Raw genomic sequence first — 24,091 nt, 5'->3', positions numbered from 1 at the left:
CCCATGACCTCGTTCACAGACATTGACCTTCTGCGTGAGCTTGAGCCCGTTGCCGCGGCCAACCTCGACCGCCACCTGGGCCTGGCCGCCGAATGGATGCCGCACGAGTACGTCCCGTGGAGCCAGGGCCGCGACTTCGACACCCTGGCCTGGGAGCCGGACCAGTCCAGGCTGTCAGACGTCGCCCAGGTCGCCTTCGAGGTCGGGCTGCTCACGGAGGACAACCTGCCCAGCTACCACCGTGTGATCGCGACGACCTTCGGGCGGGACGGCGCCTGGGGTACCTGGGTGCACCGCTGGACGGCGGAGGAGGGACGCCACGCCATCGCGATGCGCGACTATCTGATGGTGACCCGCGGTGTTGACCCGGTGGCCCTTGAGCGGGGCCGCATGATCCAGATGCAGCACGGGTTCGACGGCGACGAGAAGACACCGCTGCGCGCCATCGCCTACGTCTCCTTCCAGGAACTCGCGACGCGGATCAGCCACCGCAACACGGGCCGGTTCACCCAGGACCCCACCGCGGAGAAGTTGCTCGCCCGGGTGGCCGCGGACGAGAACCTCCACATGATCTTCTACCGGAACCTGATCACCGCCGCACTGGAGATCGCCCGGTCCGCGACGGTCCGGGCCATCGCCGAGGAGATCGTGACGTTCCAGATGCCCGGGACGGGTATCGACGACTTCGATCGCAAAGCCAAGCAGATCGCCCGGGCCGGGATCTACGACCTTCGCATCCACCACGACGAGGTCGTCACGCCACTCCTGCGGCACTGGAAGTTCTTCGACCTCGACGGTCTCGACGCCCAGGCCGAACAGGCCCGCACAAACGTCGCGCAGTACCTCGAGGCTGTCGATGGTCTCGCCAGGAAGCACGAAGAGAAGCGCGCGAACGCGCTCGCCGCCGCCCGGGCCTGAACCAGCGCCGCGGGTCGTGTGGCACACGGATCAGCAGGACTGACCGGCGGGGTGGTGCCGTGGCCGGTGGGCCGCGAGACAATGACCTAGGGCCTACCGGCCTACCGGCCTGGCGCAGAACCGCCCGCCGGGGCACGGCGCAGGCCGGCACCGGGCCGGCACGGGCACCAGCACCAGCACCAGCACCAGCCCAACAACGACGGGAGACCTCGTGCAGCTCGGGATGATCGGTCTTGGCCGGATGGGCGCCAACCTGGTGCGTCGGCTCATGCGCGACGGGCACGACTGCGTCGTCTACGACGTCAACCCGGCGGCGGTGGAGCAGCTGGCGGCCGAGGGCGCGACCGGCGCCAGGACGCTCGCGGAGTTCGCGGCGGCGCTCACCGTCCCCCGCGCCGCCTGGGTGATGGTCCCCGCCGGTCTCACCGGTGAGACCGTGTTCGCGCTCGCCGAGCACTTCGACGCTGACGACATCATCATCGACGGTGGAAACTCCTACTACCGCGACGATGTGGACCGGGCTGCCGAGCTCGCCGACCGGCGCATCCACTACGTCGACGTCGGCACATCCGGTGGGGTCTTCGGGCTGGAACGCGGCTTCTGCCTGATGATCGGGGGCGAGCGTGACGTCGTGTCACGGCTCGAACCGCTGTTCGCCACGATCGCCCCGGGGCTGGCGACGGCACCGCGTACGCCGGGTCGCACCGGTGAACCGACCCAGGCCGAAAAGGGCTACCTGCACTGCGGGCCGAACGGAGCCGGACACTTCGTGAAGATGGTCCACAACGGCATCGAGTACGGGATGATGGCAGCCTTCGCCGAGGGGATGGCCATCCTCAGCAAGGCCGGCATCGGCCGGGAGCATGCCGGTGACCACGACGCCGAGACCACCCCGTTGGCGCATCCTGAGTACTACCAGTACGACCTCGACATCGCGGAGGTGGCCGAGGTCTGGCGCCGCGGCAGCGTGGTCAGCTCCTGGCTGCTGGACCTGACAGCGGCGGCGCTCGTCGAGGACCCGAAACTGGAGTCGTTCAGCGGCCGGGTGTCCGACTCGGGCGAGGGCCGCTGGACCGTACTCGCCGCGGTCGAGGAGGGTGTACCCGCCCATGTGCTCACCGCCTCGCTGTACGAGCGGTTCGCCTCCCGCGGCGAGGCCATGTATGCGGACAAACTGCTGTCTGCGATGCGCAAGCAGTTCGGCGGCCACACCGAAAAACCAATCGGCTGACGCCTATGTGCTGAACGCTGCGACGTGCTGAGCGCTGCTACTTGCTGAGTGACGCCACGTCGCCCATGACGATCAGCGGCCGGCTGGCGGGCGACAGCCACGCGAGGATGGCGATGATGCCCTCTCGGGTCACGGTGATGCAACCCTGGGTCGCATCACCGTGATCAACATGTAGCCAGATGCCGCCGCCGGCCGCCGCGCCGAGGGGACGGTTCGGGTCTGATGGCGGGTAGCCGGGCATCCGGTTGTAGTCGATCGCGACCACGTAGTCGAACGCGGCCGCCATGGCCGGCTCACCCGCCTGATAGTAGGACGGCCGGTACTCGTACGGCATCAGCGTGCCCGGGTCGGGTTGACGCCCGCCCGCGGCGGTGAGGGTGAACACACCGACTGGGCTACGCAGATCACCATCTATATGGTCCGACGACCAGCCGTTTTCCGCGTTGCGGCCGGTGAGTGGAGCAGCGACCTGGATCCAGCCGCCACCACCGTCGAGGCGTTGCCACAAGGTAACTGTGTTGATCGTGGCTGTCTGGTCGGGCGCCGACACCACAACCACCTGGCGGTTCACGTCGGTGATCCGCCCGGACATCTCCGCACCAAACTCAGAAATCGTCGTGTACTCCATCCGGCCGTCCGTGCCTCCCCTCCGCAGCCCGGGGTGCCCTGGTCCAGGCACATGTAACGCGCCCACGGCGCCTTCGACAAGTGCCGTGGTCAACTCCATGGTCGCAGGGTCGGTGATTTCGGTCGTGATGGCGACAACTTTCACCTACCGTCAGACGCCGATCGGCGGGCGCGTAGGTGGATACGGTCGCGTGAATGACCCTACCCACCTACCGATCATCAGATTAACCGGGACCTGGCCGGACACGGCCAGATCTGGCCAGATCTGGCCAGATCTGGCCGGTCGGTCTCGCCATCCACAGGTTTTTGATCAGCCTTTCGGACCAGGCTGAAGTCGTGCCACCGTACCGGAATGGCTTTTAACCCGGATTCAGCCCATATCGATACTCATGGCCCTGGCTCCGGCTGGGAAAAGATCGCGGAGTCCCAGTGCGGGGTCATCGCGGTGCGCACCGCTCTCCGGGCTGGCCTCACCCGGTCGGACATCCGCTGGAAGATCACCAGTGGCCGCTGGCAACGCCCGATGCACGGCGTACTCGTCACCCATTCCGGTCCGATCACCAGCATCCAGGCGATGTGGGCCGCCATCGAATCGATCGGTCCGGGCGCGGTCCTCGGCGGCGCCTGTGCCGCCTCTTTCGACCGCCTCCGCGGCTTCGACGGCGGGCCGATCATCGTGATCGTCGATGCCACCCGCCATGTCGCTCCCCGACCCGGTGTCCGCATCCATCGGAGCAAGAACCTCGGTTCAGATCACGTACACCCACGGAAGGTGCCGCCCAGGACGCGGCTTCCCCGGTCGATCCTGGACATGGCCAACTGGGCCGAGGAAGACGATGACGCCCGCGCGGCGCTGGCCGCCGGTGTCCAGCAGCGGCTGGTCACCGTCGCGGACCTTCGTCGCGCCGTGGAAGGACGCGGACCGCTACGCCGCCATAGCCTGATCATCGACACCCTGAGCGACCTTGACGACGGCGCCCACTCGGTAGCTGAAATCCTGTACCGGAATATCGAGAAACGCTTCGGGCTGCCTTCCGGCCAACGACAGAAGCAGATCGACGCCGGTGGCCGGCGTTATCTCGACGTCTGGTACGAACCGTGGCGGGTCTGGATCGAGATCGACGGTGGGTATCACCGGGAAGCACAGCACTGGTGGAGCGATCTGGCCCGGCAGAATGCCGGGGTCCTTCAGGACCGCATGATCCTCCGCTTTCCCGTTCACGCGCTGCGGAGCCAGCCGGAACACGTCGCCGGTCAGGTCATGACAGCGCTCCGCCAGCGCGGGTGGGACCCGGATCTTTAGAACGACCGGGGCAATAGGGACGCGGCACCGGGCGCGGTTAGGTGGACCACGTCACCATGGCGACCGATTCCACCTACCGTCGGACGACATTCGGCCGAACGGTAGGTGGTTCCGGTCATCAGGACGGCCTCAACGGCCTACGCTTGGTCGGCGATGGGGAGGTAGAGCCGGGCACCGTGGGCTGCGAACTCCTCGGCCTTCTCCCGCATCCCCGCCTCAACGGCCTCGGTGGTATCCAGCCCGTGGTCGGCGGCGTACTTACGCACGTCCTGACTGATCCGCATCGAGCAGAAGTGCGGGCCGCACATCGAGCAGAAATGGGCCGATTTGGCGGGCGCCGCGGGCAGCGTCTCATCATGGAACGCCTCGGCGGTTTCCGGGTCGAGCGCAAGATGGAACTGGTCGGCCCAGCGAAAGTCGAACCGGGCGTCGGAGAGGGCATCGTCCCACGCCTGGGCGCCCGGATGCCCCTTGGCGAGATCCGCCGCGTGGGCTGCGATCTTGTAGGCGATCACGCCTGCCTTCACGTCGTCGCGGTCGGGCAACCCGAGGTGCTCCTTGGGCGTGACATAGCAGAGCATCGCCGTGCCGTACCAGCCGATCATCGCGGCGCCGATCGCGGAGGTGATGTGGTCGTAGCCCGGCGCGATATCCGTGGTCAGCGGCCCAAGGGTGTAGAAGGGCGCGTCGTGACACAACTCGCTCTGCAGCTCCATGTTTTCTTTGATCTTGTGCATGGGGACGTGCCCCGGGCCTTCGATCATGACCTGGACGTCGTGCGCCCACGCGACAGAAGTGAGCTCCCCCAGCGTTGCCAGCTCCGCAAGCTGGGCGGCGTCGTTGGCGTCCGCGATCGACCCCGGCCGCAGCCCGTCCCCAAGGGAGAACGTGACGTCATAGGCCCGCAGGATCTCGCACAGTTCGGCGAAATTCGTGTAGAGGAAGTTCTCCTCATGGTGAGCCAGGCACCAGGCGGCGAGCATCGAGCCGCCGCGGGAGACGATCCCGGTCTTGCGCCGCGCGGTCAGCGGGACGTAACGCAACAGCACCCCGGCATGGACGGTCATGTAGTCCACACCCTGCTCGCACTGTTCGATCACGGTGTCCCGGTAGACCTCCCAGGACAGCTCCTCGGCCTTGCCCCCGACCTTCTCCAGCGCCTGATAGATCGGCACAGTTCCGATCGGCACCGGGGAGTTTCGAATGATCCACTCTCGGGTGGTGTGGATGTCACGCCCGGTGGACAGATCCATGACGGTGTCGGCACCCCAGCGGGTCGCCCACACCATCTTGTCGACCTCCTCCTCGATGGACGAGGTCACCGCCGAGTTTCCGATATTCGCGTTGATCTTCACAAGGAAGGCGCGGCCGATCGCCATCGGCTCGGACTCCGGGTGGTTGGGGTTCGCCGGCAGCACCGCCCGACCGGCCGCGATCTCCGCGCGTACGGTCTCGGCGGACAGACCCTCCCGCAGGGCCACGAACTGCATCTCCTGCGTGACTTCGCCGCGGCGGGCGTACGCCAGCTGGGTGACCGCCCGACCGGCCAGTGCCCGACGAGGTGACCGCGCCCGCAGCCCTTCACCGTCACGGATCACGGGCCCGGCACCCTGCACGACCTCAGTGTCGGCGCGGGCGGCGATCCAGGTGTCGCGCAGGGGTGCCAGCCCCCGGCGCACGTCGGTGACCTGATCAGTGTCGGTATACGGACCGGATGTGTCATACAGGATCACACTGTCGCCCGTGGACAGCACGACCTCACGCATGGGTACCCGCAGGTCGTCCGCGGAGCCGACGAGGTAGGTCTTGCGGCTGCCCGGCAGCGGGCCGGAGGTCACCGGCGCGGCGTCGCCGCCGGCTGCGGCAGTGGGTACCGAAGTGGGTACCGAAACGGGCACAGGTGGCGGCCCGGATACGGAAATTGAAGCGGTTCGGTCAACAGGCAGCACCACGGCGATGGCTCCCTACGCCGGCATTATCCGGACAGGTTCGGCGGTCGGCGGCACCTGGGTGTGACCCCAACCGCCCTCTCAGCCTCCTTGTGGCGGAAGCTCCCGCGTTGACGTTGGATGATGCGAACGGTACGGCAGCCCGGACGCTGCCGCCACCGGATCGGTAAAACATCACCGACGACCTCCACGTGTGTCACAGCGTCACCGGGATCGGACGTCAGGTGAGATGTGTTCCGCAGGAGGGTAGGCACCTGGGGTTGTCCTGCGCAGTGCGGCCGCGCCGGCTCTCCTCTTCCGCTGGGAGCACAGATGATCCTGCTGCCATTGCTGTTTTTCTTCATCGGAATCTTCATCGTCGGCCTCGTCCGCGACTGGCGGGACGACGCGGCGCCCAGAGCACTCGATTCGGGCGGACCGCGGCCGGACACCCACGCAACGACATAGGGGACCAATCGGGACAACGGCCCTACCGGCATGACAACCCGATCGGCCCAAGCGTTCAGACCTCCTTTCGGGCGACCACCCGAAAGGCATTCGCACGGCGTCCACCACGAAACACCGGCTGCAGCGCGAAATCCATCGCTGCGGCCGCCAGAAAAAGCGGCGTGGCCAGCACCAGCGCGCTGCCGCGACGCAACCTGCGCCAACCCGTCGACCCGGCGGGCAACCACGGCAAGCTCGGGTCCGGCGCCATCCGCTGCAGGGCAAGGTGAACAGCGGCGGTGAGGTCGCCCGGTCGGTGCACCCGGCCGAACCGGAGCGCGACCGGGCGCAGGCCGCGTTCGGCCAGGGCCGCGGTGAGGTTGTCGGGGGTCGGCAGGTGCAGATGCCGGGGAACGGACCAGCCCACCCAGAAACGCCCAAGGAAACCCGCGGCCGGGCACTGGGCATGGGGAAGCTCAAGCACGAGATATCCCCCGGCGACCAGTGTCTTGGCCGCCAGGTCGAGTTCGAGATACGGATCGCGTGCATATTCCAGATACCGGAACATGCTGACAACGTCGTAACGGCCACCCAGCTCGGCGGCACGGTCGGCGAAAGTTCCCTGGAAAGCATGATCGACCCACCCGCGGCGACCGGCCTCGGTAACCCCCGGCGACGTGTCCAGCCCGTCGAACACGGTATCGGGCCAGATATCCCGAGCATGATCGCAGAAGCGACCGGAACCGGTTCCCACATCGAGCCAGGCCCGTGGAGCGGCAAATGGTCGTTGCATCTCGGCGCGTTCCCGGTATACCCGCATGCTGCCGGGAAAATATCCGGCAGGACCGCCCACCAAGTCCTCGTGGCCGCGGCCGAAAAAGTCGCCGACCGCATTCGTCAGCCGCGGGTTGACAAAAACATGACCACATCCCCTGCACCGCTCCAACCGGAAACGACCGGGCGTGAGCTGCTGGATGTCTCGGGACTCAAGGCGGGTCACAACGTCAGGCGATCCGCACCACGGACAGGTTTCCCGAGCAGGTTCCAGAAGGGCATCGCTGCCCTCCCCGAGCCGGCTCTGAAATGACTCACGGCATCGTCCGGCCGCGATCCGGACGTCCTTTTCTGCCCCGTCCACGGGCAGCCCCGAAGACTTCAGCGCTTTTTTCCGCGCAGCGGTACGGCGACCATTCCTGGCCGCGGCGACGACAAATTCGACACCGGCGAGAATCCGAACGACCGGGCTGCGCGCAAGGTCGCGTGGTTGCAACGGTACCCGCCCGAAACAGACGAAGAAGGGCTGTAACCAGAAGAGGACGGTGGCCACCAGCGCCCAGCCCAGGTTGACGGATCCACCGCAGACCATGGCGATGTCCCGAAACGTCGGGGCGAGCAGGTTCAGCGGCCTAGCCCGGTAGGTCCGTTTCTGTACGCGCGCCCGGCTGACCGGATCATCCCGGGCGGCGCTCAGCCCAGGTACGACCACGAGATCCGTACCGGTGGTCGCATAGTTCTTCAGCCGGGCGATGATGTCGACGAGCTCGACCGGGTCGAAGCCCTCCCGCTGGTGGATGCCGGCCAGGCGCAACAGCTCCGCGTCCGCGAGGATCGCCTGAAAGGCTCCACGGCCGAGCGCGGCGCGGTCGGTCCGGTAGGTCCGGGTGTCCACCATCCGGGCGACGTCGAGCGCGCGTTCGACCGTCAGATCAGCGGGGATGAGGTCGAGTACCCGCAGGCGTTCGCGACTGGCGTGGTTGCTTGCGGCGCGGCGCGCGGCGGCGGTGAGCCGGACGTCACGGGCAACCAGGAACTCGTGGCGCGGATCCACCGGCCGGCCGCTCGCGGGCACCGTGTCCAGACGACGGAGCCGGCCGCGCAGCCGTATTCCGTTCGCGATGATCCCGACGCACATCAGGATCGGCAGCCACCACAACATCGCCCGGCATCGCCTCCTGACCGGGCTAAAACATCCTGACCGGGCTAAACCATCGTGATCGGGCTAAACCATCGTAAGCAGGTGATCCGCAGCGGCCGTGACGCCGCCGGCCGCCGTGAAGTCCTCGCGCAACCGCCCGGCGGCCGTGCGGAAGGAGGGGTCGTCCAACACTGAAGTGATCGACTCGCGCAACGCGGGCGCGCTCACCCGCCCGAACCGGACCCGCAGACCGGCGCCGGCGCGTACGACCTGCTCACCGATAATCGGCTGGTCGTCCCGGACCGGCGCGACAACCAGTGGAACCCCGTGCGCGAGCGCCTCGCAGACGGTGTTGTTCCCGCCATGCGACACCACCACGGACAATCGCGGCATCAGCTCAACCTGCGGCACGTAGGGTAGCAGGAGAACGTGCTTCCGAATGTCACCGCCGTTGATGTCACCGCCATTGATGTCACCGCGCGCGACGCCCGATCCGAGCTCGCCGAATTCGGCCGCACCGCTTGTGGGTGCATTCACGATCCCGGGCGGCGCCACGACTATCGCCTGCAGCCGATGCGCGAGCGGGTCAAGGGCCTCCACCGCGATCCGCAGAAATCGCCCGCCGGCCTCTCGGGTCACTGTCCCCAACGAGACCAGCACATGCTCCCGCTGCGGGTCGAGCCATTCCCAGGGGAAGGCCGGCGCCGGTCGACGCCAGCCGGCCGGCGTCCCGACAAAGACGTAGTGCCCGGGGAAGTCGGCCGTCCGCAGCATCTGCGGCACTGAACAGATCAGGGTCAGCTGGTCGGAAAAGCGCAGATCGCCGACGCGTGCGTCGTGTTCTGACACCCCCTGGGCACGCTGGAAGTCACGTAAAGTATCGACGACCCATTGCCCGACCCCGGTGAGCACCTCATACGGGTTGTCCAGTTCCGCGGACGTGGTCGCCAGGGTGGCCCACGCCAGGCCGCGACGGCGGGCGACCAACGCCGCACCGATCGCCTGCTGGTCCACCACGAGCACATCCGGCGCGAACTCGTCGACCAGAGCCTCCACATCCGCGACCATCGACGCGGCCAGTGGGATGAGGAAGTCCTCCCACAGGAACTTCAGCGATGCCGGGCCACGCAGCGTCCTCGACCTCTCGCTGATGGCAGCCTGATCGGCGCTGGACAGTTCGCCCGTCAGCGGAAGCAGGGCGAGTCCGGGTGGCAGGAGCGGCCCGATCACACCGGCGTGGCCGGCGATGGCGGTGTCATGACCGCGTTCGGTAAGTTCACCGGCGATTCCGGCGGCCGGGTTGACATGCCCGGTCAACGGCGGCACGACGAACAGAAAGCGACTCACGGGGATGTCACCGGGCCGGCGTCGATCGCCGCATGATCCGCTCGTTGTGTGCCGTCCGGTTCCGGACTGTCCGGTTTCGGGCTGTTGAGATCCGCCGGCGGGACCATCAGTGTCACCCACCCAGGGGTGTCGAATTCCCCCCCGGGGCCGCGGGTGTAGGTCGGCATCGGGTGCTCGCGGTCGAACAGCCACCACCGCATCAACCTGCGCAGGTATTCGGCGGCCTCGCGCAGCACGGCATGCGTGTGATGCTCCAGGATGATCAGCGTGCAGTTGCCGACAAGTCTGGCGAGCCCCTCGGCCTGCCCGATGATGTCGGAGTTTCCCCCATAGACCGCGAGTACGGGTATGTCCAGACACGCCAACCGCTCGGGTGAGAAGGCGACGGTGGCGAGCATGTCCTGCGCGATCGAGGTGTCCCGCAGCAGTGACTGGGCGCTGCGGGTGATCCGGCTGACGGCCCGACCGGCGGACTCCGCCAGCCACTGTTCGACCTCGACGTCGGAAAGCCCGACCAGAACCTGCGTGAGCGACCTGGCCATCTCAGCGCCTAGGCCGTCGATGAGGAACGGCGGTTCGATCAGCGTGAGGCTCGCGACCTGCTCGGGAAACTCCAGCCCGTAGGCCAGCGCCATGGTGGCCCCATAACTGTTGCCGACCAGGTGGACGGGACTGTCGACACCCAGTGCGTCGAGCATCGCCGCCAGATCCGCCATCGCGTTCGCCATACCGTAGCCGGCCGGCGTCCGCTCGCTGCGCCCGTGACCCCGAAGATCATAACAGATCACGTCAGCGCCCGCATGGGCGAGACTGTTACCGAGCGAGAAGTAGAAACTGGACATGTTGTCCATGACCATGCCGTGCACCGTGACGACAACGGGCGACCCCGGTTGCGGGCCACCGTTGGGTGGCAGCCGCTGGACGTGCAGCCGGACGCCGTTCGCAAGAATCTCGGCCACTGCTACGACCGTGGGGCGAGACAGCCGGCGATGTAAGAAACCACCTGGCCGACCTTCATGTTGATGACCTCGTCGACACCCATGCCAGCGAGAAAGCCGACGAAGTCGACCATGTCGCCATAGCGTTCCCGCATCCGATCGGCAAGGGTGACAAACTCGATGCTCTCCAGTTCGAGGTCGGTGTTGAACGACGTCTCCATCGCGATTTCCAGATCGATGACATATTCCTCGCCGATGATGTCACGCAGCAACGCCGCCACCTCACCGAGGACCCGGGCCTCAACCACAGCCCGGCCGCCGGCCGGCACCTCGGCGGAAACCAGCGCGTACTCGGTCGTCATGTCCATACTCCTTCGCCGCCTTTTGGACCGCTCTCTGCGGTGCTTTCATTCGTGTTTTTTCCGTTTCCTTCACCAGCGCTCCACCGGTTTCCGCTGGCCGCCCGCTCGACCGCCGGCGAGGTCCATGCCACGACATAATGGTCTGCCTCGGCCCGGTCGGTGGATCCGGCGGCCGCGGTGGACCCGGTGGACCCGGTGGCCGCGCGGTCCGGCACGGGCTCGCCGGCCTTGTCGATCAGCTGGTGGGCGACCCAGCGTACGTGCGCTCGCGGAGCGTCCACGCGGACCCGGAGATGACCGGGTGCCACCGTGTCCACGACGAACCTCTTCGGCTGGCCCGCCAATCCGACGCCGTCCGCCTTCGCCACCGATTCCTTCGCGGTCCAGAACCGGGTGAACCACAGTGCGCGCCGGTCCGGGTCGGCGCCGGCGACCTCCGTGAGAAGGACCTGTTCCGTCTCGGCGAGGGCGAGCGTCTCGACGCCCGGCGCACGCGGCGCCACCCGCTCGATGTCGATGCCGACATCGCCCTCGGGATGCACCAGCGCCACGCCGAGGAATCCTGTGTGGGCCAGCGACACATGTGGCGGCGCCGCGATCGGTGTGCCGCCACGGTCGGGCAACCGGTCGATCACCGGCCGGCCCGACGGCTCGTTCGACACGCCGATCTCGATGCCCCACACGTCACCGGCGCCGCCGTCCCAGAGCCAGTGGCGGACGGCGTCCTTCGCCGCGATCCGTCCAATCAGCCACTGCCGCGCCGCCTTCGGATTCCTGGCGGCAAGCGCTGCCCGCTCATCGGCGTCGAGGTGGTGACGCAGCATGAGCTCGCGGGATGCGGTGTCATGCCATCGCTCCCGGACGAACACCCATCCGCCCTCGGCGCGCTCGGCGATCGCGCTGCGCGCCGGACTCAGCAGCATCGCCCACGTCACGTCATCCTGGGAGAACCGCCGGTCCTTCCAGCCCTCGATCACCGCCCACACTGTGCCGTCAGCGGCCCGTATCTCCAGGTCGGCGGTGACGGTCGTGTCCCCCACGTCGCGCACCCACACAGTGCCGGTCAGCCGGTCGCCTACCACCGGAGGCGGGCCGAAGAACCGCAGGGAGCGGATCGTCGTGGGCAACAGGAGCCAGTCCGTCCGGAGGTACTCCATCGGCCAGTAGCCGAACAGCTGGCCGGCGGTGTCCAGGAGCGCGCCAGGAGCCTCGGTGACGACGAACTCGCCGTGGACGCCCTTCGGTGAGATCGGCCCGACCGCGACCAGGCCCTGGAAGCCGGGCCCGTGGAACAACCGTCCGCTCCGGTAGATCGACTGTCCGTCGACCACATCGCGCCGCAGGTCGGGCAGTGGTTCATCGGACGGCGTCGGCGGCGCCGGGTAGTCGTCGCCAAGGATGACCGTGCCGCGTGCGTACCCCTCGACATTGACCATCACCGCGTCCGGTCCGACCGCGACCGCGGTGATGGTCACCTCGACCGCAGGCGCGATCGCGAGCCAGCGCAGCGCCCGGATGTCGGTCAGCCCGAGCGCCACCCGACCGGGCGCGAACGCCCGCGCCTCATCGATCATCATCTCGAGCAGGGTGGTCATCGGGATCACCGGGAAACGGTCGGCGAGATGCGGCCACCCCGGCGGCTGGCCGTAGAAGCAGTGATCAATGATGTACGGCATGGTTTCGATCGACAGTGTCCGCCGGACGCTACGCGGCGGCCCCGGCAGCGCGGCCGTCACGGCCGCGCCCGGCTCTGCCCCCGGGGCTGCGGCCGGCGGCTTTCTGGCGGCCCACCGTCCGACGACGGTCGAGACCATCTCGTTCGTGTCTGCCATGAACGCGGCGAATTCAGCGAGAACGGGATGTTCCCCCTGGTCGGCAAGCTGCTCGGCAAGCTGCTCGGCCAGCTGGTCGGCAAGCGGCCGGGCAGGCTCGGGCAGCGGCAGCGGTGCCAACGCGGCGGCCCGCTCACCCAGCCGGATCAGTGGCGCGCCCAGGTTGAGCAGCATCGGCCTACCGCGTCGCGTTCGGCTGGCGGCCGGCTCCGACCCCGAGACTGCCGCCGGCGCCGACCCCGAGACTGCCGCCGGCGCCGCCACGGCCCGGTCCACCGTCGGCAGCAGGTCCATGCGCGGGGAGGCTCCCTCGACCCAGAGCGCTGCCGCCACCCGCCGCAACTGGTCAAGACCGCTACGTTTCGGGGTGTTCGTGACGACGGTCAGGTACTCGGCGCGCGCCATTGTGTCCTGCACGAAACCGGCGATGCTCCCCGTGCCCACCGCAACGAACACCCGCACGCCCGCGGCGTACAGCGCTTCGGTGAGCCCACGGAAACGGACCGGCTCCAGCAGATGGCGCGCGAACAGGTCACGGACGGCGGCAGGATCCTGCGGGTACGGTGCGACCGTCGTCGCCGACCAGACCGGCACCGTGGCGGCGCCGATCGGGGTCCGCGCCACGTCCATACGCACCCGGTCCAGGTAGGGCGCGAAGAACGGGGAGTGGAAGCCGGACCGGAACGGCAGTATCCGGCACAGCACACCCTGGCCGCGCAGCCGCTCAAGAGTGGTAGTGACGCTGCGGCGCCCCCCGCAGATGATCGACTGATGGGGGCAGTTGTCATGGGAGATCACCACATCCGACAGTCCGTCGATGGCTGCGACGGCCTGGGACACCCCGCACCCCAGCGCACCGAAGACCACACCGGGCACATCGAGAGAACTCGGATCGAACGAGTTGATGAACCTGTCCACGAAGTCATCGGCGATCATTCCAGCGGAGATCATCGCATTCCACTCGCCGATGCTGTGACCCCCCAGGACGTCCGGGACGATCTCCAGCCGGCGCAGTGCCATGTCCAGGATGCGTCCCACCTCGACGCTGGCGACACCGTGCGTGCCCAGTACCCCAGTGCTGGCGTCGACGGTGCTGGCGTCGACGGTGCCGGCGTCGACCGCCCGGTGCGGCAGGGCGAAATGCGCGCGGACGTCGTCCACCCGCGGGTGGAACCCGTCCTCCAGACCGCAGAACAGGAAAGCGACCTTACCCGGCCCGGCAGTGCCGTCAGGATGTTCCAGCGCACGCCGCCCCAGCAGGGGCGACGCCGTGAACCACAGGTCATTGCGGCCACGCCAGGCGGTACCACGCTCGACGATCGTCCGGGCGAGCGCAAGCCGCCGGCTGTCCGGTGCGACGATCGCGAGCCGGTACGGGCCCCCGGTGGGCATGTTGCCGGCATCGTCGCGGGCGAGCAGCTCCTCGTCGGGCACGGCGAGCGCCCGGACGAGCGCCGCGGTGCTCGCCCCGGCGACCAGCAGGACCCGCTCGGCACCCTGCTGCAGACTCCTGCCGGGCTGCCTGGTCGAACCGCCGGTGACGCCCGACACCGGAAACGCGATGGACGGCGCGTTCGACGACGTCGGCGCCTCCTCGACGACGACATGGGCGTTGATACCGCCGAACCCGAACGCGTTCACACCGGCCCGCCGCTGGACGCCGTCGGGCGCCTCCCAGGTGGCGGCTTCACGTATCGGTTCGAATCGGGTGCTCGCCAATGCCGGATGCGGCTGCTCGCAGTGCAGGGTCGGCGGCAGTGTCCGGTGGTGCAGCGCCAGGATGGCCTTGATGAGCCCGGCGGCGCCGGCCGCGGGCATGGCATGACCGATCATGGACTTCACAGAACCGATGCCGATCGGCGGAGCATCGGTGGCGCGACCGAACACCCGTCCCAGGGTGGCGAGTTCCGCCGCGTCCCCGACCGGGGTGGCGGTCCCGTGGGCCTCGACGAGACCGAGCGCACCGGGCGCTGTCGGGTCCAGCCCGGCGTCGGCCCAGGCCCGCTCGACGGCCAGGATCTGCCCCTGCTGCGATGGCGCGAGCAAGGTGGAGGACCGCCCGTCACTGGAAACACCACAACCGCGGATCACAGCGTAGATGCGGTCACCGGCACGTTCGGCATCGGCGAGTCGCTTCAGCACGACCATCCCGACGCCCTCACCGATCAGGATGCCGTCGGCCCGCCGGTCGAACGGCCGAATCCGCGAGGTCGGGGACAGCGCCCGCAGCAGCGAGAAGACGCTCCAGAACGTCACTTCCTGGACGAGATGCACACCACCCGCGATCATGGCGTCCGCCCGGCCGCCCGCCAGCTCGCGCACGGCCGTGTCAACCGCGATCAGGGACGACGCGCATGCCGCGTCCAACGTGTATGCCGGGCCACGAAGATCGAGCCAGTTGGCGATGCGCGAGGCGGCCAGGTTCGGCACCAGACCGATCGCGGCCTCCGGACGGTCCGGACCGAGGGTTTCGACGAACGCGGCGCGGACCGCGGCGAGCTGGTCGGTCGTCAACGTGGGGACGAGTTCCCGCAGCGTGGTGACGAGCTGGGTGGAGACCTTGACCCGCTGGTCCAGCCGGGCAAGACCCGCGGCGAGGTAACTGCCGCGCCCCAGTACCACGCCTGTCCGGCCACGATCGCCGAGTGTGTCAGCGCCCCCGGCGTCCGCGACGGCCTCGGCTGCGACCCGCAGCGCCAGCAGCTGATCGGGCTCGGCCCAGTCCACGGCAAGCGGCATGATCCCGAACTCGATCGGGTCAAAGGTCGCGAACTCCTCCACGAAGCCGCCGCGCCGACAGTAGATCCGGTCGGCGGCGACCACCGGTTTCGCCCCGGAGCCGAGTTCGCCATCTGGTCCATCGACACCTGGTGCGCCGCCACCTGGTGCGCCACCACCTGGTGCGCCACCACCTGATGCACCGGAGTCAGCCGCGGAATCCGGATGAAAGAACTCCTGATCCCAGCGCCGCGGTGACACATCCCGGACCGCGTCCACCCCGCTGACGATGTTGCTCCAGTAGGTAGCGAGGTCACCCGCGCCCGGGAACACCGACGCCATCCCGACGACCGCGATCGCCGGCTTCACGCGAGCGCCTGCCTGGTGGGCCAAAGGCGATGCGATCGTGGTTCTGTCGCATCGCCGGAGGCCGCAGTCCCCGAAGCACTGGTGGGCCAAAGGCGCACAATAGTGACTCTTTGTGCGCGCACGCTAGCCCTATGCGAGCTATAGTTCGACATCCGCGATCCCAAAACCGAGAAATCCGTCATCGAGCGCCCCGGGCAGGCCGCACATGTACACCACTTGCGGAACATCGACATCAGCGGCCAGCTCACGTAGAACGGCGACGACCCCGGCATCCGGATCGATCAGACCGATACCCCGGCGGGCATACTGACGTTCCAACTCGGCGGACACCATTCCCCTGCCGACGTCCACGCCGCCGGTTTCGATGCCAGTTTCGCGACCAGTTTCGCGACCGGTATCGCGACCGGTATCGCGACCGGACGAGCCCCATGGCCCCCAGTCCAGCGAGACGACGCGGCCATGAAAACGCCGCGACCATGCATGGGCGCAGGTGTCAAGAGCATCGTTAGCCGCGGAGTAGTCAACCTGACCCCGGTTACCGAACACCCCTGCCACGCTGCCGAACAGGACCAGGAAATCAAGATCGGGACGCAGTGCGTCGACAAGCGTCCGGGCACCTTCGACCTTTGTCGCGAACACCCGGTCGAACGACTCCGGTGTCTTGTCCCGCAGCAGCTTGTCCTCAACGACCCCGGCGCCGTGCACGACCCCGTCAATCCTGCCGCGGTCTGCATAGACCGCGGCCACGACCTGACGCAAGGCGTCAGCGTCCCGCACGTCCACCGCGTGGTATCGAACGTAGGACGCAGTCTGGGTGAGTGCGGCGAGAGTGGCCCGCACTTCCCGCTCCGCCAGCAACCGGGCCACCCTGGCCTCGATTTCGGCCGGTCGACGCACGCCCGTGTCGATCAGTGCCCGCCGCAACCGCGGTGCATCCGGCGCGGCGGCGGTTGCCGGGTCCTCCGGCGCGGCCGGGAGCACGGTTCGGCCGATCAGTTCGATCCCGCATCCGGTGGCGCGGGCGAGAGCCAGCGCCACCCTGGCTGTGATACCGCGGGCACCACCGGTCAGCAGCACAACCGAGTCCCGGCCGAGCGCGGGCACGCCCACACCGGTCGAGGACAGTTGCGCAGGCACCACCCGCGGAGTTAAGCGGGCCCCATGACGGTAGCCGACCACGACAGGGGCGTCCGGTGTGAGCAACTCGGTGAGGAGGTACTCAGCGAGCCGGGTCGGGGCCTCCTTGGGGTCGAGATCCACCGCCCGGACGAGCACGTCGGGCGCCTCCCGCGCAAGGGTGCGCGCCAGCCCTGCCATCCCGATGCTCGGACCAGGTTCATCGGTCGCGGATCGACCGAAACTGCCACCACTGCCGGTCGCGACGACAAGGCGGCGGGTTCCGCCCGCGACCGCGGCCCGGATCGGACCGTACGCAGCGGGCAGGGCCGGTGGGGCATCCCGGTCCACCGGCGACACCCACAGGACGCCGTCCGCCCCGACGCCGCTCGCAAGCTGATCGGCGAGCACCTCGTCGGCGGCGGAGAACATCCGCACGGCCGCACCATACTGCTCCAGCATGGTCGTCAGGACGAGCCCGATACCCAGTCCACCCTCGACGACGGCGAACCGGGAACCCGACAACGGCCCGGCCCCGGTGTTGTTCTCGGCCGCGGCGAAAGTCTCCGCGAGCGGGCGCGGTGACGGCAGTGCGACGACGTCGACGACGAACCGCCGCAGCGATGCAACACCTGGCTGCTCACGATCCGCATGCGCCAGTAGCCTGCCCGGGTCGATGTAAACGGTGTCGACGTCGACGGTGGAACCGATGTTCGTCACCACCCGCGCGTCCCTGTCGGGGACCGGGTCGTCGGCACGGTCACCGGCAAGGTCACCGGTCTGGCCACCGGCCTGGTCGTCGGCACGGTCACCGGCAAGGTCGTCGGCCTGGTCACCGGCACGATCACTGACCTGGTCACCGGCCGGAGCAGGCACCACATCAGCGTTGGGACCTGGCCGGGTGACGATCCAGTCAACGATCCCACGGACGGTCCTGACCTGCGCCAGCTCCTCGACCATCGCATCGGCGAGATCCCAGGCGCCGGTCATGCCACCGCTGCCACCGGCCGAAGCGGTGCCGTCCCCCGCCGATCCGACGCGCGCTGTCAACGCCCCCAGGATCTCCATTCTTTTGATCGAATCAATACCCAGATCAGCCTCAAGATCCAAATCTGATTCCAGCATCTCCGGCGGATAACCCGTAGCCGCGCAGATCACATCCACAACCAGACCCAACACCGCAGGTGGATCCAGCACGGGCACCGCCGGTTGCACCGACGTCATCGGGGCCACCCCGGGGCCGCCCGCATCCGGTGGCCCCGCCTGGGCAGGTACCAGCGCCGGACGCCCCTGAACGGGGAGAGTGGGCGTGGGCACAGTCGGCACCCGGATCGGCTCCCGGGTGGACTCCGCGCCTTTCCGTTCTCCCACTCCGGCTGACGCACCGAGGTAGCCGAGCATGACATCGCGTTGCGCGGCGACCAGCTCCCGGGTGGCGCGCAGAAACTCAACCATGGTGGTGTCCATTGAGGCGTCCGCGGTGGCATTCGTGCCGGTCACGGCCATGCCCGTCACGCCCATGCCCGTCACGCCCATGCCCGTCACGTCCATGCCCGTCACGTCCATGCCGACGTTCGGGGACAGGCCCTGTGGCGGGATGTTTCCTCGCACTGCCGCGGATCCCAGGGGCGCTTCTCCCACCGGCGCGGATCCCACCGGCGCGGATCCCACCGGCGGAGGCGCCATGGGGGGGAGCAGCGGCCGGGAACTCTGGATCGCCGGTGGGATGGGCTCATCGTCCGCCAGCCGGGTCAGCTCGTCCGCGGGCCGCAGCCCGCCGGCCAGATGCCGTCCATCGGATGTCCGCACCATGTGGCCGTCGACCAGCCAACCGGGTCGGCGTGGGCAGTTCGCGGCTGAGACCGTACGCACGTCCCGCCCGGCGAACAGCGGCGTCGTGTCCACGGCGACACCCGCAGCGGCAAGCTCAGCCAGCGCAAGCAGAAGCCGGCGGAGCCCGGGTTCGCCGGGAACGTCCGTGGCGAGCGCCGTATGCGGCCGGCCGGCGAGGATCCGGCCGATCAGCCCGGTGAGTACCCGCCCCGGCCCGACCTCAACGAAGATCCGCACACCGGCCGCGTACATCGCCTCGATCTGGTCGACAAATCGGACCGGGCGCGCGACCTGACCGGCGAGCGTCTGTCGTACCGCGTCGGGCTCCGGCTCGTACGGCTGGGCGGTGACATTCGACCAGACCGGGACGCCCGGCTCGCCGACCGCAACCTTGTCCAGCTCCGCGCCGAACGTCTCGACCGCGCCCGCAACCACCGGGCTGTGGAACGCGCACGCCACCGGGATCCGCCGGGCCGTCAGCCCGGCGGCCACAAGGCGTCCGACGGCGAGGTCGACCGCGCCCGTCGGACCGGAGATCACGGTCTGGTCCGGTGCGTTGTGGTTGGCGATCACAACGTCGGCCAGCTCCGTCCCAGCGGCGGCCAGGACCTCCTGGACACGCCCGGCCGCGGCGGACACCGCGGCCATCGCTCCCGAGTCGGCGGTCGGTGCGAAGGCGTCGGCCGCGCCGAGGATGGCCTCCGCCCGCGCCGCACTGAGCAACAGAAGATCATCAATGTGGATGGCCCCGGCCGCGCACAGGGCGACCAGCTCACCGTAGCTGTGGCCGCCGAGATGGTCAGGCCGGACACCGAGCCCGGTGAGGATCTCGTGCATGGCGAGCCCCGCCATCCCGAGAGTCGGCTGCGCCGTACGCGTATCGGTGATCGCCGCCTGCTGGGCGGCGGCATCGCCACGATTGAAGGCGGCCGGCGGGAACATCGCCGTCGCCCACTTCTCACCGCGTTCGAGCAGGTGACGCAGGCGTGGGAAGGCCACGAACAGATCCGCCAGCATCCCGGGCCGCTGGCTGCCCTGGCCCGGGAAGAGAAAGGCGATCTTTCCGCCACCATCCGGACCGGGGTCAGCCGTCTCGGCGTCGGCGCCGCGCTCGGCCCCGCGCTCGGCCTCAGCCGCAACGAAAATCCCCGCCTTCGGATCGTGCTCAAAGGCCCGTGCACGTCTCACCAGGTCTGGAAGATCATCGAGGGTGGCCGCGACAAACGCCACCTGGACGGCTCCGCCGCGTCTGCGCGCGACCGTCGCGGCCAGATCACGCAACTTCCAGGGTTGTCCGGCGCCGTCGTTGATCCTGATCAGTTCGGCGAGTTTGTCCAGAGTGCGGCCGGCGGCAACCCGGTCGGTGCCCCGGACGACAAAAAGCTCCGCGGGCCAGGAGTCCAGCCCGTGGGCGGGCTCGGGCCCACCGTCGTAGGCGGAGAGCACCACGTGGAAGTTCGTCCCGCCGAACCCGAACGCGGACACACCGGCGTGCCGGCGCGACGCGGGTGCCGCCCACGGACGAGCCCCGGTGTCGAAGAAGAACGGGCTGGTTGCGGCGTCCCAGTAGGGATTGGGCTGGGTGAGGTTCAGCGTCGGCGGGCGCACACCGGTTTCCAGCGCCTTCACCGTCTTGATCAGACCGGCCAGGCCGGCCGCACACTTGGTGTGCCCGATCTGGGACTTCACCGAACCGACCGCGCAGCTCGCCGGCGCCGCCCCGTGGGTGGTGAAGACCTCGGTCAGGCCGGCGAGCTCCGTCCGGTCACCGACGACCGTGCCGGTTGCATGCGCCTCGACCAGGCCGACGTCGGCCGGGGAGATGCCGGCCCGGGCGTATGCCCGTTGCATCGCCAGCACCTGGCCTGCCTTGCGCGGAGCGGTCAAGCCCAGCGCCCGGCCGTCGCTCGATCCGGCCACCGCCTTGATCACAGCATGGATGCGGTCACCGTCGCGTTCGGCGTCGGCAAGCCGTTTGAGCACGACGACGGCCACACCCTCGCCCAGGCTGATGCCGTCGGCGGCCGCGTCGAAACTGCGGGACCGGCCGGTCGGTGACAGGGCCTGGACGGAGGAGAACAGCAGAAAGTCATGGACGCTGTTATGCGTGTCCACACCGCCGCAGAGCACGAGGTCGGAGGTGCCGGCCACCAGCTCCTTGCAGGCGGCGTCGAGTGCGGCCAGCGAGGACGCGCATGCCGCGTCCACCGTGTAGTTCACCCCACCGAGATCGAGGCGGTTGGCGATCCGGCCGGCGATGACGTTGGCGAGCAGACCGGGGAAGGAGTTCTCGTCCAGGGTGGGCAGGCATTCGTCGAGCGCGGGCGGAACCGGGCCGACCACGCTCGGGTAGGTGGACCGGAAGCCGTACGCGGAGGCGAGGTCGGCGCCGGACTCGGCGCCGAACACCACTGACGTCCGCGACCGGTCGAACGGACGGTCGTCATATCCGGCGTCGCGCAGGGCCCGGGCAGCCACGGCCAGGGCCAGCAGCTGCCCGGGGTCGATACTGCTCAACGCCTTCGGTGGGATCCCGAAACTCAGCGCGTCGAACGGCAGCGGGGCCAGGAACCCACCCCACTTGGACGGCACCCGCCGCCCCGCGTCGCGCGGGCCCGTATCCGGGTCGTAGTAGAGATTCGGGTCCCAGCGGCTACCGGGCACCTCGGTGACCGCGTCCAGGCCGCCGACGATGTTGGCCCAGTACTCGTCCGCGTCGGCGGCACCCGGGAACACACAGGCCATCCCGACGACGGCGACATCCAGCGGACGGGCGACCTCGCGCACCTCATGCCGCGCACCTGCCACGCCGGACGACCCGCCGCCGCCGACGGCACTCATGTCGATACCGAGCGCGGCGACCCTGGCGTCCACGGCCTGGGTCGCGCCCTCGGTGACCTGGGTGTGCAGGACGTCCACCGTGGTCCGTTCCGACCGCAGCGCCGCCACCTGCCCGATCATGAACATGCCCTCATGGCGCTGGGCCTCGGGGTCGACCGCGACCAGCCGCCCGCGTTCGCGACGCAACCCCTTGCTCGCGATCCGCAGCCGGCCGAGGTTGAGGCGTTCCAGCTCCTCCCACACCTGCGCGCGGGTCAACCCCCGCTGGAGCAGTTCGGCCTTGCGTTCGTCGAAGGCGCGGACGAAGTCCGACTGCACGCACCGGGTGGCGTGGCCCGGCGAGGTCTCCAGCAACACGGTGCCCTCGCAGTCCACCGCGGCCTGCTGGAACCCGGGCAGGATGGCCCCTGACTCAACCGCCTCGGCGGTGAACAGGTAGGCGGTGCCCATCAGGACCCCGATCCGGGCGCCACGTTCGACCAGCGGCGCCGCGGCTGCCGCAACCATGGCCGCGGACCGCGCATCGTGCACGCCGCCGGCGAACAGCACATGCACACCCTCGAAAAACTCGGTGCCGGCCTGTTGCCCGTCCTCGTTGGCCACCCGTTCGCCGTGGGCCAACAGCCCCGCGATCTGGCCCTCCCACAGCGGAAAGCTCGCGCGTGGGCCCACGTGGCCACCGCACTCGCGTCCCTCGAAGACGAACTTGCGGGCACCGTCGGCGAGGAATCGGCCGAGCAGACCCGGCGAGGGCACATGCAGGAAGGTGTCGATGCCGGCCGCCTCCAGCGGGGCCGACTGGGACGGACGCCCACCCGCGATCAACGCGCACGGCGGGCGGACGGCGCTGACCGCCTCCAGCTGGGCGGAACGGATCTCCGGCGGGGCGAATCCGAGTATTCCAACACCCCACGGTGCACCGGCGAGCAGAGCGGCGGTCTCCTCCAACAGCGTCCGGGCCTCGGGCCCGCTCAGCAGAGCAAGGGCGAGAAACGGCAGGCCACCACCGTCGGCCACCGCCCTGGCGAACTGGGCCCGGTCACTGACCCGCGTCATCGGCCCCTGCGCGACCGGAACGCGCAGACCCCGGTCGACCGCGAAGGGCGCGCCAGGGGCCAACGGGGCGAGCCGCGCGGCGACGGTGAGATGCCCCCTGATCGCCTCCCGGAGCGCTGCGACGACCCCGCCGGCGGTGATGTGACGATCAGCGAGCAGGGCCGCGAAGGCTCCGTCCTGGCCGACCGGCAGGAACTGCGCACGCAGGTCACGGGCACCCAGCCGGTTGGCGACAGCGGCCGTGTCAAGATCGTGACCGGCGAGGTGGGCGACCGGCAGGTCCGGACGGACGTAGACACGATGCCCGGCGATGACCGTGGTCTCGCTGCCGTCCATCGCCCGGATGGCGGCAGCCACATCGGTCCGCGGTTCCATCTCCCGGACCAGGGCGAGCTGGACGTCGAGCACGACCCCGTGTGCTCCGCCGGCAACCGCGGCTGCGGCGGTGTGCGGGCCGATCCCACCGGCGGCCCACACCGGGCGGTCCAGCTCGGCGTGCAGCAGATGCTGGAGCAGTGTGAACGTGGTCAGGTCGCCGACCCGGCCACCCGACTCACAACCCCGGGCGATCAGGCCGTCCGCGCCGGCCTCGACCGCCGCCCGCGCCTGTACAACCGAGGTGACCTCGACCAGGACCCGACGGCGACCCCCGGCGGAGGCGGTCACGACGTCCCACCACGCCCCGGTCGAGCCGGCGACCGAGGCCCGGTCGGATGAAAGAAGGTCGGACGAAAGAAGGTCGGACGAAAGAACGACGGTGTCCACCGCGGGCGGCAGATCGCCCGGCGCGGTCGAGCAGCCGGCGGGAACCCGCACCCCGAACGGGCCCCGGGCCCAGCGCGCCGTGTCGGCGAGCGCGGTGCGCGCGGCCGCCGCGTCGCGCCCCAGGTCGAGAACTCCGAGGCCACCGGCCCGGGTCACGGCGGCTGCCAATCTCGCGTCCGGCTCGGTGAACGGAGTGACGCCAATGACAAGGTCCCGTTCCCGGGCCTGCGGGTTTGGAGACGTGCTGATGCTCATTGGACAATCCCTCCTGGCCCTCCCCCAACCCGTCGGCGAGGCGCCGTGGGCGGAACACTGACAGTTGAAGGCGGAGGGTCACAGCGCGTTCTCGCCATGGCCCTGCTGCCGGGCGCTCTAAGAGCGAACACAATGGCCCCGCGGACCGGACACAGGCGGCAATCCTACGAACGGATGCAGGCGGCGCCGCCGAAACTCGCCGCATAAACAGACCCACGGCGCGCATTGCCACGGCCACTCTGGCCGTACCAGAACAAAATCGATGACCATGTACCTGTTCGCCACAAAGC

At 69.1% G+C, this 24,091-nt stretch carries 12 protein-coding genes and 1 riboswitch; of the genes, 4 read left to right on the top strand and 8 right to left on the bottom strand.

Annotated features, from left to right (window positions below; translation table 11 throughout):
* Nucleotides 1-3 precede the first annotated feature (3 nt).
* Nucleotides 4-918 (top strand): acyl-ACP desaturase, encoded by a 915-nt coding sequence (locus tag U9983_RS05800; RefSeq protein WP_322753029.1) that lies wholly within the window; start codon nucleotides 4-6, stop codon nucleotides 916-918.
* Between the two features lie 211 nt (nucleotides 919-1,129).
* On the top strand, nucleotides 1,130-2,149 hold the full coding sequence (gene gnd, locus U9983_RS05795; protein WP_322749046.1) for a phosphogluconate dehydrogenase (NAD(+)-dependent, decarboxylating): 1,020 nt from the start codon (nucleotides 1,130-1,132) through the stop codon (nucleotides 2,147-2,149).
* A 37-nt stretch (nucleotides 2,150-2,186) separates the two neighbouring features.
* Here the strand turns inward: gnd and U9983_RS05790 are convergent, their stop codons facing one another.
* Complete coding sequence (locus tag U9983_RS05790; RefSeq protein ID WP_322753027.1) at nucleotides 2,187-2,777, bottom strand: L,D-transpeptidase family protein; 591 nt, start codon at nucleotides 2,775-2,777, stop codon at nucleotides 2,187-2,189.
* Nucleotides 2,778-3,221: 444 nt separating this feature from the next.
* Here U9983_RS05790 and U9983_RS05785 point away from each other — a divergent pair, with 444 nt between their 5' ends.
* Complete coding sequence (locus U9983_RS05785; RefSeq protein ID WP_322753026.1) at nucleotides 3,222-4,079, top strand: hypothetical protein; 858 nt, start codon at nucleotides 3,222-3,224, stop codon at nucleotides 4,077-4,079.
* Nucleotides 4,080-4,216: 137 nt separating this feature from the next.
* Here the strand turns inward: U9983_RS05785 and thiC are convergent, their stop codons facing one another.
* Nucleotides 4,217-6,031 (bottom strand): phosphomethylpyrimidine synthase ThiC, encoded by a 1,815-nt coding sequence (thiC, locus tag U9983_RS05780; RefSeq protein WP_416211287.1) that lies wholly within the window; start codon nucleotides 6,029-6,031, stop codon nucleotides 4,217-4,219.
* Nucleotides 6,024-6,147: riboswitch (TPP riboswitch) on the bottom strand. Its footprint overlaps the gene before it by 8 nt.
* Nucleotides 6,148-6,340: 193 nt before the next feature.
* Between thiC and U9983_RS05775 the strand changes: the two genes are divergently transcribed.
* Nucleotides 6,341-6,475 (top strand): hypothetical protein, encoded by a 135-nt coding sequence (locus U9983_RS05775; protein ID WP_322753025.1) that lies wholly within the window; start codon nucleotides 6,341-6,343, stop codon nucleotides 6,473-6,475.
* Between the two features lie 55 nt (nucleotides 6,476-6,530).
* Here the strand turns inward: U9983_RS05775 and U9983_RS05770 are convergent, their stop codons facing one another.
* From U9983_RS05770 to U9983_RS05745, 6 genes are all read right to left on the bottom strand, one after another.
* Nucleotides 6,531-8,390 (bottom strand): class I SAM-dependent methyltransferase, encoded by a 1,860-nt coding sequence (locus tag U9983_RS05770; RefSeq protein WP_322753024.1) that lies wholly within the window; start codon nucleotides 8,388-8,390, stop codon nucleotides 6,531-6,533.
* A gap of 63 nt (nucleotides 8,391-8,453) precedes the next feature.
* Nucleotides 8,454-9,716, bottom strand: coding sequence for a glycosyltransferase (locus U9983_RS05765; RefSeq protein ID WP_322753023.1), 1,263 nt, complete (start codon nucleotides 9,714-9,716; stop codon nucleotides 8,454-8,456).
* A complete protein-coding gene (locus tag U9983_RS05760) occupies nucleotides 9,713-10,675 on the bottom strand; it encodes an alpha/beta hydrolase (RefSeq protein WP_322753022.1) in 963 nt (320 codons plus the stop codon). The genes U9983_RS05765 and U9983_RS05760 overlap by 4 nt, the downstream gene beginning before the upstream one ends.
* A 2-nt stretch (nucleotides 10,676-10,677) precedes the next feature.
* Complete coding sequence (locus U9983_RS05755; protein WP_322753021.1) at nucleotides 10,678-11,016, bottom strand: acyl carrier protein; 339 nt, start codon at nucleotides 11,014-11,016, stop codon at nucleotides 10,678-10,680.
* A complete protein-coding gene (locus U9983_RS05750; protein WP_416211288.1) occupies nucleotides 11,013-15,908 on the bottom strand; it encodes a beta-ketoacyl synthase N-terminal-like domain-containing protein in 4,896 nt (1,631 codons plus the stop codon). Before U9983_RS05750 ends, U9983_RS05755 begins: the two co-directional genes overlap by 4 nt.
* Nucleotides 15,909-16,073: 165 nt before the next feature.
* On the bottom strand, nucleotides 16,074-23,801 hold the full coding sequence (locus tag U9983_RS05745) for an SDR family NAD(P)-dependent oxidoreductase (protein ID WP_322753019.1): 7,728 nt from the start codon (nucleotides 23,799-23,801) through the stop codon (nucleotides 16,074-16,076).
* Nucleotides 23,802-24,091: the final 290 nt, after the last annotated feature.

Source organism: Protofrankia sp. Cas3, assembly GCF_963555955.1.
In the GTDB taxonomy this organism is placed as follows: Bacteria; Actinomycetota; Actinomycetes; order Frankiales; family Frankiaceae; genus Protofrankia.
Note: the sequence above shows the minus strand (reverse complement) of the source record. Positions and strands in the feature narration are given on the sequence as shown.

Excerpts from the sequence above, each read along its gene's own strand:
- U9983_RS05800 (WP_322753029.1), top strand. The coding sequence starts at position 4 with ATGACCTCGTTCACAGACATTGACCTTCTGCGTGAGCTTGAGCCCGTT.
- U9983_RS05790 (WP_322753027.1), bottom strand. The coding sequence starts at position 2,777 with ATGGAGTACACGACGATTTCTGAGTTTGGTGCGGAGATGTCCGGGCGG.
- U9983_RS05775 (WP_322753025.1), top strand. The coding sequence starts at position 6,341 with ATGATCCTGCTGCCATTGCTGTTTTTCTTCATCGGAATCTTCATCGTC.
- U9983_RS05770 (WP_322753024.1), bottom strand. The coding sequence starts at position 8,390 with ATGTTGTGGTGGCTGCCGATCCTGATGTGCGTCGGGATCATCGCGAAC.
- U9983_RS05755 (WP_322753021.1), bottom strand. The coding sequence starts at position 11,016 with ATGACGACCGAGTACGCGCTGGTTTCCGCCGAGGTGCCGGCCGGCGGC.
- U9983_RS05750 (WP_416211288.1), bottom strand. The coding sequence starts at position 15,908 with ATGGCGTCGGTGTTCCCGGGCGCGGGTGACCTCGCTACCTACTGGAGC.
- U9983_RS05745 (WP_322753019.1), bottom strand. The coding sequence starts at position 23,801 with ATGAGCATCAGCACGTCTCCAAACCCGCAGGCCCGGGAACGGGACCTT.